This window comes from Nitrosopumilus sp. Nsub, from assembly GCF_001541925.1.
GTDB lineage: Archaea > Thermoproteota > Nitrososphaeria > Nitrososphaerales > Nitrosopumilaceae > Nitrosopumilus.
The window spans coordinates 79,623-94,865 of record NZ_LQMW01000019.1; the positions used below are offsets into that span (position 1 = coordinate 79,623).

General features: G+C 33.2%; 11 protein-coding genes. 3 read left to right on the forward strand and 8 right to left on the reverse strand.

From position 1 onward, the window contains the following. Positions 1-11: 11 nt before the first annotated feature. The 5 genes from AW732_RS05175 to AW732_RS05195 all read right to left on the reverse strand — a co-directional run bounded on the left by AW732_RS05175 (position 12) and on the right by AW732_RS05195 (position 9,240). Complete coding sequence (locus AW732_RS05175; RefSeq protein WP_067959515.1) at positions 12-3,806, reverse strand: DNA-directed RNA polymerase subunit A'; 3,795 nt, start codon at positions 3,804-3,806, stop codon at positions 12-14. A 1-nt stretch (position 3,807) separates the two neighbouring features. Next, the gene (locus AW732_RS05180; protein ID WP_067959518.1) at positions 3,808-7,155 is read right to left on the reverse strand and encodes a DNA-directed RNA polymerase subunit B; all 3,348 of its coding nucleotides are present in this window, start codon (positions 7,153-7,155) and stop codon (positions 3,808-3,810) included. Between the two features lie 2 nt (positions 7,156-7,157). Continuing rightward, complete coding sequence (locus tag AW732_RS05185) at positions 7,158-7,409, reverse strand: DNA-directed RNA polymerase subunit H (RefSeq protein WP_067959521.1); 252 nt, start codon at positions 7,407-7,409, stop codon at positions 7,158-7,160. Positions 7,410-7,512: 103 nt separating this feature from the next. Beyond that, positions 7,513-8,292 carry a nickel pincer cofactor biosynthesis protein LarB gene (larB, locus tag AW732_RS05190; protein WP_067959524.1) on the reverse strand — a complete coding sequence of 260 codons (780 nt, stop codon included), beginning with the start codon at positions 8,290-8,292 and terminating at the stop codon, positions 7,513-7,515. A gap of 33 nt (positions 8,293-8,325) precedes the next feature. Then, positions 8,326-9,240, reverse strand: a complete 915-nt coding sequence (locus tag AW732_RS05195) for a malate dehydrogenase (protein ID WP_067959527.1) — start codon at positions 9,238-9,240, stop codon at positions 8,326-8,328. 89 nt (positions 9,241-9,329) lie between these two features. Between AW732_RS05195 and larC the strand changes: the two genes are divergently transcribed. Genes larC through AW732_RS05210 form a run of 3 tightly spaced genes read left to right on the forward strand, consistent with a single transcriptional unit; the run spans position 9,330 to position 12,516 of the window. Beyond that, positions 9,330-10,553 (forward strand): nickel pincer cofactor biosynthesis protein LarC, encoded by a 1,224-nt coding sequence (gene larC / locus AW732_RS05200; RefSeq protein ID WP_067959530.1) that lies wholly within the window; start codon positions 9,330-9,332, stop codon positions 10,551-10,553. Further along, entirely contained in the window at positions 10,553-11,350 is a 798-nt protein-coding gene (gene larE, locus AW732_RS05205; protein WP_067959533.1) for an ATP-dependent sacrificial sulfur transferase LarE, read from the forward strand. The genes larC and larE overlap by 1 nt, the downstream gene beginning before the upstream one ends. Beyond that, positions 11,347-12,516, forward strand: coding sequence for a cysteine desulfurase family protein (locus AW732_RS05210; protein ID WP_067959535.1), 1,170 nt, complete (start codon positions 11,347-11,349; stop codon positions 12,514-12,516). The genes larE and AW732_RS05210 overlap by 4 nt, the downstream gene beginning before the upstream one ends. On the opposite strand, the gene AW732_RS05215 is transcribed toward AW732_RS05210, so the two are convergent. The 3 genes from AW732_RS05215 to AW732_RS05225 form a co-directional block, all read right to left on the reverse strand. After that, positions 12,513-13,331 carry a PEFG-CTERM sorting domain-containing protein gene (locus AW732_RS05215; RefSeq protein ID WP_067959537.1) on the reverse strand — a complete coding sequence of 273 codons (819 nt, stop codon included), beginning with the start codon at positions 13,329-13,331 and terminating at the stop codon, positions 12,513-12,515. The two genes, AW732_RS05210 and AW732_RS05215, sit on opposite strands and share 4 nt — an antisense overlap. 69 nt (positions 13,332-13,400) lie before the next feature. Continuing rightward, entirely contained in the window at positions 13,401-14,210 is an 810-nt protein-coding gene (locus AW732_RS05220) for a PEFG-CTERM sorting domain-containing protein (RefSeq protein WP_348625416.1), read from the reverse strand. Between the two features lie 120 nt (positions 14,211-14,330). Beyond that, positions 14,331-15,242 carry a PEFG-CTERM sorting domain-containing protein gene (locus tag AW732_RS05225; RefSeq protein ID WP_067959541.1) on the reverse strand — a complete coding sequence of 304 codons (912 nt, stop codon included), beginning with the start codon at positions 15,240-15,242 and terminating at the stop codon, positions 14,331-14,333. Between the last annotated feature and the right edge of the window lies 1 nt (position 15,243).

The following is a 15,243-nucleotide window of genomic DNA, read 5'->3' on the forward strand; positions in this document are numbered from 1 at the left end:
ATCACTTAATTTTATTTCTTTTTGCTCACTTGCATGTACAAATCAACAGTACCACTTCCAATTGGAATGTTACTTCCAACAATTACATTTTCAGTAATACCTCTTAGTTGTTCAATTTCTCCTCCAAGTGCAGCATGAGCAATTGTTGGTACAGTAATTTCGAATGCAGCTCTTGCAAGTACACTATCTTTGGTTCCAGCAATTCCGTGTCTACCAATTTGTTGCATGTAACCACGTGAACACATTAAGTCTGATACTAACATAATGTATCTACTATCAACTTCCAATCCTTGGTCTCCCAATGTATGATTAAGTTCATCAATTAATGCAAATCTTGCTGCTTCAATTCCCAAAGTACCTGCAATTTCAAAGACATTGTTTGTTCTAACATTTGTTTTATCAATTCCTTTAACTTCTAAGACTTTGGCAATGTTTGAACCAGTTGTTTGAATAACCCATTCATCATCTTTTTGAACTAATGTTACACGTTCAATATCTGGAACACCTTTCACAGTTGTGTTAAGTACTTTATTTCTAATTGCAATTGCAGTTGCAGTATCAACTTCTTCAACTAAATTCAAAGTGATTAATTCACCAGTAACTTCCATCTTGAATTTTTTATTAGAAGAGAGTGCGGCTTCAACTTCTGCAACAGAACAACCTCTTTCACGAAGTCTGTTCTCACTTAAAATCAATTTAATGTTTGTAGAATAATCAGTTTCAGTATCTGCAATCAAAGCACTTACTTTAGTTTGCAAAACATTTCTTGCAATTTCAATTGCTTTTTCTCTATTTCCTTTATTCTCTTTTTCTAAGTAAATATCCATAGTTGGAGTAACAGGTTTCTTTCTGGCATCAACTAATTCAATTAATCTTGGAAGACCTAATGTTACGTTTCTTTCTTTAATTCCTGCAAAGTGGAATGTTCTCAAAGTCATCTGAGTACCTGGTTCACCAATTGATTGTGCAGTAACAATTCCTACTGCTTGTCCTGGTTCTACACGTGCTTTATCATAAAGTGAAAGACCTTTTTTACATACTGCTTCAATTCCGGATTTACTAAGACCGGATTTGTTTAGTGCGTCAGTAACAAGTTTAGTTAATCTTGGACTAAATGTTTTGGTGTATTTTTTAGTTAATGTTTCAATTTCATCTTTTGTTGCCTTTGCTCCAGAATCAATCATAGCTTGTGATGCAGCTAATCTACTTGGATTAAATGCCTCACCATGGTCACTTTTCTGCACATCAATACCATCTTCACCATAAAGGAATTGAACAATGTGTCCGTGAGGATCTCTTACAGTTCCATCATATTCTAATCTGATGTGTTCTAATGCATTAATCAATCTACGTTGCATGTAACCACTTTGTTGTGTTCTGACTGCAGTATCTACAAGTCCTTCTCTACCACCCATTGCGTGGAAGAAGAATTCTAATGCAGATAATCCAGTTCGATAATTTGATTTTACAAATCCGTGAGCATCAGGATTACTATCATGTTCTTTGTAGTGAGTTAATGCACGATTTGCATATCCTTCATTCATTCTATTACCTCTTCTTGATTGTTGACCTAATGCTCCAGCCATCTGACCTACGTTAAGTGCTGAACCTCTTGCACCAGTTGTAGCCATAATTTTTCCAGCATTTCCGTCATCAAGTGAATCATTTGCAGTATCACCTGCTTTAACTCTGGCTTTACCTAATTCATTAACAATGTAGGCCTCTAATGCTTCTTCAGCTTTCATACCTCTAGTAAGTTTCAATGTTCCTTTTTCATATTGATCAGTTAAGTCTGCTACAACATCATATGTTTCACTAATGTCATCTAAAATTTGTTGTTCATCTTTTTCTGGAACTTCCAAGTCACCATAACCATAACTAAATCCATAGTGAGTAATGAATTGTTTTACCATAATTAAGATAGAATTCAAAAAGTTCTTTCCAACTGCGTTACCATAATCTTTAGTAATTCTGTGTAAGACACTTTCTGGTTCCTCTGCACCAATTGATGTCTTGTCAATAACACCACTGATTAATTCACCATTTTTAATTACAACATCATTTGCTTTTCCACCAGTACCTTTTGACCATTTTGATGTTAGAGTATAATTGAAATCAGATGGTAAGAATAATGAGAATAATTGTTTTCCAGTGTATGCAGGGCTACCGTCTTTTGCTTTAGTAGATGGTTTTGGAAGTGCATCAGTGTATCCTCCAAGCATTGCATAGTTTGAGAATTCTTGAACAGATAAGATAGTGTCATCTTTTGTTAACAGATATGCACCAGTTACAAAGTCTCTTAGTGCTCCAATAATTGGACCACCATATCTTGGTGAAATTAATTGGTCTTGAACTCTCATCAAAAGAATTGCTTCTGCTCTTGCTTCTTCACTTTGAGGAACGTGAAGATTCATTTCATCACCATCAAAGTCTGCGTTGTATGGTGGACATACTGATGGATGTAATCTGAAAGTTTTTCCAGGGAGTACTCTTACATAGTGAGCCATAATTGACATTTGATGGAGTGAAGGTTGTCTGTTAAACATTACAATATCTCTATCAGCAAGATGTCTTTCAATCAAATATCCAATTTCAATTGTTTCTGCAATTGTTGAACGATCTTCAACAAAGTCTAATCTAATTTTTACACCATCTGGTCTTACAATATAATTAACTCCTGGAAATTTTTCAGGTCCATTAATAACTAATTTTCGCATTCTTTCAATATTCCATTCTGTAACAATTTCAGGAATGGTTAGTTTCATTGCAACTGCTTCAGGTACACCTACTTCAGACAAATCCAAGTTTGGATCTGGAGAAATTACAGTTCTACTTGAAAAGTCAACTCTTTTTCCAGAAAGGGAACCTCTGAATCTTCCTTCTTTTCCTTTCAGTCTTTGAGTTAAAGTCTTTAGAGGACGTCCAGAACGATGATGAGCTTGAGGAATTCCAGAAACTTCATTATCAAAATATGTTGTAGAGTGATATTGTAACAAATCAACTAAGTCTTGAACAATTAACGGAGGAGTTCCTGCTTCTTTACTTTCTTTTAGTCTTTGATTAACTCTAATGATATCTACCATTTTGTGAGTTAGATCATCTTCAGATCTAATTCCAGTTTCAAGAATAATTGAAGGTCTGACAGTAACTGGTGGAACAGGTAATGCTTGAAGAATAAACCATTCAGGTCTTGCAGTTACAGGATCATATGATAATAGTGACAAATCATCGTCAATGATTTGTGAAAATCTTTCTCTAATTGTAATTGGCAATAATCTGTGTTCACCAATTTCAGTTTTTTCAACAAAGATAGTTGGTTTTGTAAAAACTAATTCGTATTGAGTTTTTCCACAATGAGGACATTCTTTTGCTTTCTTTGCTTTGTCAATAATTTGTTCAGGAATACGTTTTTGTGAAACTGTGGTATATGCAGCTTGTTTATCTTTAATATTTTGGAATGCGTTAAGATCTTCTTGTGGTACCTTTAATCTATTACAAGAACGACATGTTGATTGTAATAATTTGTAAATATTATCAATAAATGCAATGTGTAAAATTGGTTCTGCAAGTTCAATATGACCAAAGTGTCCTGGGCATCTAGCTGCAGTGTTACCACAAGTTAGACATTTTTGTCCAGGCTCAAGTGTTCCGAGTCTTCCATCCATAAGACCTCCTTGAACTGGCATTCCATCTTCATCATAAGTTTCTGGGGCAGTGATTTCAGCAACAGAGTATTTCCTAATTTCAGTTGGAGACCAAACAGAGAATCTAATTCCATCAATTGCTTTAATTGCTTGAATAGACATCTTAGAGTTTCTCCTTTATGAGCAATCTTGGTGCAACGTTTAGACTTTGCATTTCTTGCAATAATAATTTGAATGCATATGCTACAGATACTGAAGATACTTTAGCTTTATCCCCACAAACTCTGCAAACATATTTTCTTTGTTTAACATCATGATAAGCAACTAGACCACATCTTTCACAAACAAATACATCAGATTTATCAGATTCATCTAACAATCTATCTTTTAGAATCATTGAAGCACCATAAGCAATCAAACAATCTCTCTCCATCTCACCAAATCTTAATCCACCACCTCTTGCTCTACCTTCTGTTGGTTGTTTGGTTAACATCTGAACTTGTCCACGTGCTCTTGCATGTATTTTATCAGCAACCATATGATGAAGTTTTTGATAATATACTACACCAATAAAGACATCAACTGGGAATGCTTTACCAGTTCTTCCATCATACATTATTTCTTTACCAGAATATTTGAAATTGTGTGCATCCATGACTTCTTTAACTTCATCCATTTTTTCTCCAACAAATGCTGAGCCATCAAATCTCTTTCCACGGAATGATGCAGCTTTTCCACAAATGGATTCCATCATCATACCAACAGTCATTCTTGATGGGAATGCATGAGGATTAATCAAGACGTCAGGAGACATTCCTTCAGCAGTGTAAGGTAAATCTTCTGCTTTTGCTAAAATTCCAAGTACACCTTTTTGTCCATGTCTTGAAGCAAATTTATCACCAATTTCTGGAATTCTCATATCTCTTGCTCTAATTTTATACATTTTTCCACCTTCGTTTGATTGAGTCATTACAACTGTATCAATAACACCGGCTTCAGAAGGTCTTACACCAATTGATGTATCTCTTCGATAAGGTCCAGAGGATTCAAACTCTCGGTATTCTTCCATAAATCTTGGAGGACTAGTTTTTCCAATCAAAATATCTCCACCTTTAACTTGGGATTCAGATGCTACAACACCATCTTCTTCAAGTAATCTATATGCTCTTTCACCTTTGTAACCTCTAACATTATCTTCAGCATTTGGAATTTCAAATGTATCTCTCATTCCACCAGGATATTGTTTTGCTTCAGCATCATAAATTCTAAAGAAGAAAGTTCTACCCAATCCCCTATCAACAGAAGCCTTACTGAGAACAATTGCATCTTCAATGTTGTAACCATCAAATGGTAATACTGCAACTACACAGTTTTGACCTGCCGGTCTATCTTCTAATCCCAATAGTTTCATTGCTTTTGTATTAACAGCTGGAACTTGTGGGTATAACATAAGGTGTTGTCTAACATAGGTACTAGTATTCATCATAGGTGTTGAAAATCCTAAACTTTGTTTTGCCATTGCAGATTCGTATGTATTTCTTGGAGATTGATTATGTTCTGGATATGGGATAATAGATGCACCTGCTCCCAAAATTGCTGGTGGGAATACTTCAAGGTGTGTATGTTTTTTTGAATCTTTTTCATCTAATGTAATGTAACAATTCTCTTCTTCATTTGCGTCAATCATTTCTAAAACACCCATTCTTAACAAATCATTCCAAGATAGTAATTTCTTGGAAATTTTGTCTAAGAGATCTTGAGTAAGTAAGGGTTTGTTATCTTTGATAATTATTAATGGTCTTAAAACTCGTCCAGCATTACAATTAACATATAATCTTCTAGTAGAACCTTCAATGTCAGATTTATGGAATGAAACTCCAACATGTGGATGAATTTTTGAATTTCTTCTAAGGTCTCTAAGGGATTCTGCTAATTCAAGTCCATCTTTATAATATCCAATTAATCTACCGTCAACAAATATTCTAGTTCCATCTTGTTTCAAATCATCTTTTGCATCAAAGAAATGTACAGTTCCAAGATCATATAGTTTCTCAACAATTTCTTCAGAAGGAACGTGTACTGAAATGATTCCAGATAATGCAAGGTTCTTTACTAAACCACAGTTTGAGCCCTCTGGTGTTTCACTAGGACAAATTCTTCCAAAGTGTGTTGCATGCAAATCTCTTGCTTCAAAGTTTGGTTGAGTTCTACTAAGAGGGGATTGAATTCTTCTAAGATGACTAATTGTTGATAGATAGTTTGTTCTGTCAAGTAATTGTGTAACTCCAACTCTACCACGTCCCCAGTTTCCTGTTGCAATAGCATTGTTTAGTTTATCAGTAATAATTCCAGGACGAATTGATGCAGCAACTGCATTAATTCCACGTTTTTGACCTGAACGCTCTAATTGATATTTCATATCTCTTACTAGGTTTCTAAATGCAGTTCTAAACAAGTCTGCAAGCATTTGACCAGCAAATTTGATTACTTTGTTTCCATAATGATCTTTGTCATCAGGAGTAATCCAATTGAGTTTTAATTCTAATAATTTACAAGCTGCTTCACCTAAGAATTGTGCTTTTTCTTTTCTATTTTCAGGGTGTTTTCCTAAATGAGGTAAGAGACCCCAATCAAGTAAAGTTTCAGCACGTTTAATTTGGAACTCTTCTAACATTCCAGGTGCAATTCTTTTACTGATGTAAACAATGGCATCTTTAGATGTAGGAACATCTCCTGCTTTTTCAAATGAACCTTCTAATTCATCTTGAAGATCATCTACTAGTGAAACTACTGAAGCAATTTCTTTATCAGATTCTAATCCAAGTGCTCTCATTAAAGTGACAACTGGAATATCTACTGGAGAACCAGGAATTCTTGCAACTATCAACCCATCATTTTTCATTACAAGTTCTAATTTTGCACGGTAACCAACAATTGAAGAATAAACTTTTGCTTTGAAAACAGTGTTTCCACCAACAAGTTCTCTGTCAACAATTATTTTATTGTAAGAAAGATCTTCCAATCCAACAATTACTCTTTCTGAACCATTAATGATAAAGTAGCCACCAGGATCATTTGGATCTTCACCATGTTCAATTAATTTTTGATTAGAGAAATTATTCAAGATACATGCATTTGATTTTGCCATAACTGGTACGTCACCAATGTGAACAAATCTTGATTCCAAAATTTTACCATCTTCAACAACACTAGCTTCCATCATTACAGGTGCAGAATAAGAAACATTTCGTAATCTTGCTTCAGCTGGAGTAATGTGAGTAATAGAACCATCAAGTTCCATCATTCTTGGTTGTTGAAGTTTTACTTTTCCTAATTGAATTTTATATGGATATTCGGCATTTTCAATATCAATTTGTCCAACTTCATTAATGATACTTTGAAGTCCTCTTTCTAAAAATTCATCAAAAGAATTAAGGTGTTGACGTGCAATACCTTCACGTTTTAAAATATCCTGAATTACTGGCCAACGTTTGTTTGAAGGATCAGCCAAATCTAAATCTCCACCACATATCGATAATAGAGACTTTCACCTGCTGTTGGACTGTTTCTAGTGATTTTAATCATATCACCTGGTTTTACACCAAGTCCCAAAATTGCAGGATCATTTACAAAAATTAATGGTAATTCTGTTGGTTTACAATTGTATTTTTTTAAAACTTCCTCAGCTTCTGATTTAGGAATAATTTCGTGTTTTGGAACATAAACATGATCCGGAACTAAAATTTGGTTTTTCTTAGTTGCCATTTAAGAAGCCCCCAGATCGAACATCAAATGTAATAGTAAATAATACACACAAACTGAAAAAAATCACGTTCGGGTTAATATATATCTAATCTGAAACTTCAAATCAAGAGATAATTTTCTTATTGACTCTATTTGCAATATTTGCAGCAATTCCACCAGCAGCAATTCCATTGTCAATATTTACAACAGATAATCCCAATGAACAGCTTTGTAGCATAGATGCTAAAGCTGCAATTCCCTTTTCGCCATAGCCATATCCTACAGATGTTGGAATTCCAATAATTGGAATATCTACAAGTGTAGAAACTAAAGTAGCCAAGGCTCCCTCCATCCCAGCTGCAACAACAATACAATCAACATCATCCTCAACCATTTTTTTTAAAATTGGAAATATCCTTTGAATGCCAGCAACACCAACATCATAACTTGTAATACATTTACAATTCATTGCTTCACACATTAATCTAGATTCTTCAGCTACTCCAATATCAGATGTACCAGCAGTCAAAATACCAACAGTTCCTCCATGGAATTTAATGGGTTTTTTAAATATCAAAATAGTTGAAGAATTTTTCCCAGTCTTGATTTGGACTTTTAATTTCTTGACAAATAACAGTATTTTTTTGTAATCATCTTTTTTGATTCTTGAAACAAGAACAGAATTTGTTTTTTCCAAAGTTTTTTTAATAATTTTTTTAATATCATCTAATTCTTTTGTTTCTGCAAAAATTACTTCTGGAACTCCTCTGCGTTTACTTCTATTGACATCAATTTTTGCAAAGTTTTCTACCTCTTCAATTGAATATAATGTTAGAAGTTTTTTTGCATCTTTAGTAGAAATTTTTCCAGATTTTACGGATTCTAAAACTTCATGGATTTTCAATAATTATAATAATTGATATCTATACTAAAATGCTTAGATTTCAATTCCAGAAATTGCATCTTTGACATTAGCAACTCCTTTATCAAACATGGATCTTTCTTCATCATTAAGATCTAACTCAATGATTTTCTCTACACCATTTTTACCAATTACTGCAGGTACACCGATTGTAACATCAGAATGACCATACTCACCATCAAGGTAAGTTGCTACTGGAATGACTTGTTTTCTATCTCTAACTACTGTTTCAATAATTGCAGATATTGCATTTCCTGGTGCATGTACTGTAGCACCTTTTAGTTCAATTACTTTAGCTGCAACTTGTTTTGTGTTTTGAACAATTTCATCTAATTTTTCTTTTGGTAAGAATGATGAAAGTGGAACTCCAGAAACGGATGAAAATCTTGGTAAAGGAAGCATGTTTTCTCCATGTTCACCAATTACTAATCCTCTAATAGAATCCCTAGAATAACCAGTTGATTCATGAATAAATTGTCTAAATCTGGATAAATCCAACATTCCACCCATACCAAATACTCTACTTCTATCAAATCCAGATACTTTTTGAGTAATGTATGCCATTGGGTCTAATGGATTGGTTACTGGAATTATCATAGAGTCATCAGCATATTTTTTTACATTTTCAACTACACTTTTTACAATTGAAGCATTAATTTTGAGTAAATCCATTCTTGTCATACCAGGTTTTCTACCAGAACCTGCAACAACAACTACAACGTTAGAACCTTTCATGTCTTCATAATCATTTGAGCCTTTTACTTCTACATCAATACCTTGCTCAGATAACATGTGGTTGATATCCATGGCTTCACCTTGTGGCAATCCCTTTGCAACATCTAGTAACAAAATTTGATCATCTAATTTCTTTAATGCTGAAAATAAGGCGGCATCTCCACCAACTTTACCAGATCCAATTATTGTAATCATGAAAATCAGTGTTAATTTTGAAATTATAAATCTAATGAAATGGACAAAATATTAGGCGAATTTATAAGCATTTTTGATAATTTTTAATCATGGTTATTGTCATTGATCCCCAAATAGCAGGGATTTCAGGAGATATGATTTTGTGTTCTTTAATAGATTTAGGAGTAGATAAAAACGAGATTATTAATGGAATAAAAAAAATAGAAAAGTTTCTTCCAAATTCAAAGATTAACAAAATAGATTTCCAAAAAATTCAAAAACATGGAATTGAATCAACTGAATTAATTTTAGAAGTTGATGAAAATGTTTCTGAAAGAAAAGGAATTGAGGTTAAAGATGCAATAATTAATTCGGTAAAGGAATTACAACTTTCAGATAAAGCAAAATCATTTGCAGAATCATGCATTAATTCTTTAATTTCATCAGAATCTAAAATTCATGGCACATCGGAGGATTCAGTTCATTTTCACGAAGCGTCAAGTATTGATACACTGATAGATATTGTCGGAGTAACTCTTGCATGTGATAAATTGAGATTTTTTGATGAAAAAATTGTTTGTTTGCCAGTATCAGTTGGAAGTGGAACTGTTAGTTTTTCTCATGGGACAATGTCCAATCCTGCAAGTGCGGTTCTCCAAATTTTTAAAAATTCTAATTTAATGATTAAGGGAAATAATGCAAATGAAGAATTAACAACACCTACAGGAGCTTGTATTTTGGTAAATTTGACAAATGATTCGGTGGAATATTATCCTTCACTGAATATCAATTCAGTTGGTTATGGTGCAGGTCAGAAAAATTTTGAATTATTTTCAAATGTGTTAAAAATTGTTCAAGGTAGTCAAGAAAAATCTCATATGGATTCAGTGAAAATTCTTGAGACAAATGTTGATGATGTTTCGGGGGAGATTTTAGGATATTTGATTGAAAAAATTATGAAAGTCGGAGCAAAAGATATTTCAATTTATCCAGGAATTACAAAAAAGGGAAGACCAACTAACTTGATTAGTGTAATTTGTGACGATGAAAAAATTGATGTCATCACAGATATTTTGGTATTAGAGACAGGTACTTTGGGAATCAGAATATCAGACTCAAATCGCCTTATTGTTTCTAGAACAAATCATAGTTTCTCATTAACCTTTGAAGGTAAATCTTTTGAAATAAATTATAAAAAATCAATTTACAGGCAAAAAACTCATTTTAAAATAGAATTTGAAGATTTGAAAAATATCGCAGAAACACTAGATAAGCCAATTAGAGATGTTGAAGTATTTTTGAGAAAAGAAATCGAAAAAATAGAGGACCCGTAATGAGCAAATTAAATGACTTAGTAGATTGGTTTGCAGACAAAAGTAAAGTTATGATAGCATTGTCAGGGGGAGTAGATAGCGCAGTTGTTGCATATGCTGCTTTTCAAGCACTAGGAAGTTCTGCAATTGCAGTTACTGCAGATTACAAAACTTTGTCTCAAGAAGAACTTCAATCAGCAAAACAAGTTTGTTCAGAAATAGGTATTGAACAAATGATTTTAGATTATAGTGAACTAGAAAATGAAGAATTTGTCAAAAATGACTCAAACCGATGTTTTCATTGTAGAATGGAACTAGGGGACCATTTAATCAAATTGGCTAAAACTCACAACGTGGAAATTATAGTGGATGGAACCAACCTTGATGATCTAGGAGATTATCGCCCAGGAATTCAAGCATTAAAAGAAAACGGGATTAGAAGTCCACTGGTGGAAACTAAATTTGTTAAATCAGAGATTCGAGATATTACTAAATTGGTGGGATTAACTGTACATGACAGACCAGCAAATTCATGTTTAGCATCAAGAATTCCTTGGGGCCAAAGGGTAACAGCAGAAAGACTAGTACGAATTGAATTAGGAGAGATTCTAGTAAAACAACTCACCAATCTAAAACAAGTTAGAGTAAGAGATATGCAAGGTTGTGCAAAAATTGAAGTGGATAAAGAAAAAGTTTCTATTTTTGATGAGAATACAATAGATCAATTAAGTGAAAAATTAAAGATGATTGGATTTACTTCAATTGAAATTGATAAAGACGGATATAAACCTGGAAAAATTAATGTGATTTCAAATTGATTTATTTAGATAATGCTGCATCAACACGAATTCATGATGATGTATTAAATTCAATGTTGCCATATCTTAAAGAGCAGTATGGAAATCCGTCATCCATACACAGACAAGGAAGATTAACTCGTAAAGCTGTCAACAAAGCTCGAAAACAAATTGCATCAATAATTAATGCAGATCCTGCAGAAGTTTTGATAACTTCGGGAGGAACAGAGTCTAACAATACTGCACTAAATGGAATAGCATCACGATTTCCGTCTAGTCATATAATTACAACATCTATTGAACATGATGCAGTTTTAGAACCTTGTAAAAAATTGAATTCAAAAGGATTCAAAGTGGATTATCTACCAGTAGACAAATTTGGCATGATCAAACTATCAGATTTAAAAGACATTATTTCTGAAAAAACAAGTCTTGTTTCAGTGATGTTTGGAAATAATGAAGTAGGCACAATTCAACCAATTCAAGAAATTGGTAAAATTTGTCATGAAAATCAGATTGTTTTTCATACGGATGCTGTTCAGGCAGTAGGGAAAATTCCCGTAGATGTTAAAGAATTAGGTGTAGATTTACTATCAATTTCATCTCATAAACTTCATGGACCTAAAGGAATTGGTGCATTATACATCAAAGATGGAGTAAAGGTAGATCCTATGATTTTAGGAGGAGGACAAGAATTCAGACTAAGATCTGGAACTGAAAATGTTGCAAATATTGTGGGATTTGGTCAAGCATGTGAAATTGTACAAAATCATTTAAATAAAAATATGTCATTTATAAAAAAACTTCAATCTCAACTGATCAAAAAAGTTTTAGATGAAATTCCAGAAGTCACTTTTAACGGTCATGTAGAATCTAGATTAGACAATAATGCACATTTTACTTTTCTTGGAGTTAATGGCGAAGATCTCATTATCAAACTAGATGAATATGGAATTGCTGCATCCACTGGTTCAGCATGTTCAGTAAATACGCAAAAAGAATCACATGTTTTAAAATCAATGGGATTTTCTTTAGAACAAATTACAGGTTCATTACGATTAACTGTAGGAATTTTTAATACAGAAAATGAAATTAATGAGACTGTAGAAATTCTCAAAAAAATAATTGAAGAACTTCGTGCAGTTTCACCATTCAAAGAAAAATATTCTTTTGAATCTAAAAATTAAATTTTAATTTGAAATCTGTTTCTAGTTAATAGAACCGAGGCCATAATTCCTACTGTCAAAATGATCATGACAATTGTGCCAAATTCGGGAATAACATAAGTTCCAATAACCTGTATTTTTGAATCATTTGGTTCAAAATCAATTGTTATTGTTCTGATTTCTGAATGAGATGTTTCTTCTTGATATGTTGTTTCAATAACATCTCCATTTTGTTTTTCAATCAAGATTATAAAGACCTCATCTTTTCCATTTTGTTTTTCAGCATCTATGTATTTTCTAGGCAAATCTAAAACAATTTTTCCTTCATCAGAGGCATCAATATTCACTATCAATCCAAAAATATTTTCATCAACAGATATGTCAGATAATGTTCCACCTCTAATGGTATAAGATAAGTCAAATGTTCCACTACTTCCTGCATCTACTTCAAAGATATCAGTAGTTGTTAAAACTTCAGAGTTAGGAGTATACAAAAAAGTGGTTTCTGCGATATTTCCCTCACCGTAAGTCACTTTAACAACATATTCACCTTGACTTTGCCACATACTACCTTCAGCAAGAATAGTGTAAGAATAATTTCCATCCTTAGAAACTATTATTTGTGCAATTTCAACCATATTTCCATCTTTAAACAGTTGTAATGTTACAGGAGTTTGTCCTATGATTGTTTCAATTTGTCCAAAAATTGCAATTGTGTCACCTTCATCATAAGTGGTATCATCGGTTTGAACAGAAATCAAAGAACCAGATGCTAAAACAGTTCCCACTGGAATCAATATTAAAATAATTAAAACAAAAAATATTCTTAAATCCATAATCTTAGAAATACAAATTTCTATATCTCTTTTACTATGAAAAATAAAAAATGAAAAAAAGTTGTAATTTTAGTATCTTGGAACGATGCTAAGTCTTGATTTTGCAGAGATTGCAACTATTGAGATAATTGCGACTGCTAGAATCATGGCTGCAATTGTACCAAACTCTGGAACTACTAGTCCATCTGCCACTTCAACTTCTACTGAATCAGTAAATGCTGAACCGCTTCCTTGTTGAGCAGTTACTGTATATGCTCCATCTTGGGACCACAACGGACCGCCAACTAGAATATCAGTAGCAAAGTCACCACTGGATTCTGGAGATATTTGATCAACACTGACTAAATTACCATTTGGAGATGTTACAGTAAATGTGACATCTTGATTGGTTTTACTGGTTTGGCCAGTAATTTCAATAGTATCTGATCCTTCCACAGCATTGGCTGAAATAGTTAGTCCACCAACATCTTCAGTTGATGTAGTAGTTACTTCTAATGCTTCAGAACTTGCATAGTTATCAACCATACTAGATTGGGTCGCAGAGGTTTCTGCAGTCATTCCACCATTTACATCAACACTAACTGTGATGCTGTAAAGTAGAGAAGTTCCCTGATTGGCTTTAATTTGATACATTCCATCTTGGCTCCAGTTGGAAACATTGAATTGCGTACTAAATTCTCCGTTTGCATCTGGTGCTACTTGATCAACAGCAACAACATTTTGTCCGTTTGGAGAAATTACTCTAAAAGTTACATCAGTTATGTTAGATGTAGTTTCTCCAGAAACAGAAATTATTGCGCCATCTTCTTCAGCAACAGCTGTTAATGACATACCAGCGTCTTTTGCAAAGGCGTCTTGGTGAACCGAGGTTACTGACATTATAGCTACTGCCATAAGAACTAGGCTAATTGATCTGGTTGAATTTTTGAAATTCATCTAGTTGCAGTCATGTATTCTCGGTATTTATGTATATATACCAAATGAAAAAAAGTAATTATTTTAATATTTTGACAACATGTTTAGTCTTGATTTTGCAGAGATTGCAACTATTGAGATAATTGCGACTGCTAGAATCATGGCTGCAATTGTACCAAACTCTGGAATTACAAAGGTACCGATAATTTCAATTTGTTCAGTTCCTGCAAGAAAATCAATTGTCAAAGTTCTATCCTCAGATGTCGTAATTTCCTCAAAGTCTACTTCCTCACCATCAACTAATACAAAAAATTCATCATCGCCTCCATTAATTGATGCATCCAAAACAGACCTTGGAATTGTTAATGTTATTGAACCTTCATCTGTTGTTTCAATGTAAATCAACAATGAAACGGCATCCAAATCAGGAACAACATTAAGTAATTTTGCATTTGTAATTTCGTATGAAATTAAATCATTAGAATCTTGAACTGTGACATTAGTTGCAGTAACTACAGAATCAACAATTACAACATCGACAAATGAATCTTCAATCATTACACCTTCTACAACAGTGTCTTCAATTACAGTATCTTCAACAACATCTAATTCATTTGTGGATGAACTTACCATTCCACCAAAATCAAATGAAGTAGTTGCAGATTGTTCTCTATATTGAACTTTAATTGTGTAAGTACCTTCTGTTTTCATTAATTTTCCACCAAGTTTAATTTCAGTACTAAATTGATTATCGGAACTAACTGTTAATTGATCAAGGGCAACTAAATTTCCATTTGGAGATTGAATAAGTATACTTAGTTGATCACCAGGAACCATATTTTTTATTTCACCAGAAATTATCATAACATCACCATCAGAATAATTTGGTTTATCAGTAGAAACATCAATAATTCCATTTTCTGCAAATACCTGAAAAGCACCAACACCTGTAATTAAAATTCCAAATAGTGCAAAAATCAGTAATGGAGTTTTCACT

What these genes read in the sequence shown, in the direction of transcription:
- larC (WP_067959530.1), top strand. Translation starts at nt 9,330, where the DNA reads ATGGTTATTGTCATTGATCCCCAAATAGCAGGGATTTCAGGAGATATG.
- AW732_RS05185 (WP_067959521.1), bottom strand. Translation starts at nt 7,409, where the DNA reads ATGGCAACTAAGAAAAACCAAATTTTAGTTCCGGATCATGTTTATGTT.
- larE (WP_067959533.1), top strand. Translation starts at nt 10,553, where the DNA reads ATGAGCAAATTAAATGACTTAGTAGATTGGTTTGCAGACAAAAGTAAA.
- AW732_RS05195 (WP_067959527.1), bottom strand. Translation starts at nt 9,240, where the DNA reads ATGATTACAATAATTGGATCTGGTAAAGTTGGTGGAGATGCCGCCTTA.
- AW732_RS05220 (WP_348625416.1), bottom strand. Translation starts at nt 14,210, where the DNA reads ATGTCAGTAACCTCGGTTCACCAAGACGCCTTTGCAAAAGACGCTGGT.
- AW732_RS05215 (WP_067959537.1), bottom strand. Translation starts at nt 13,331, where the DNA reads ATGGATTTAAGAATATTTTTTGTTTTAATTATTTTAATATTGATTCCA.
- AW732_RS05175 (WP_067959515.1), bottom strand. Translation starts at nt 3,806, where the DNA reads ATGTCTATTCAAGCAATTAAAGCAATTGATGGAATTAGATTCTCTGTT.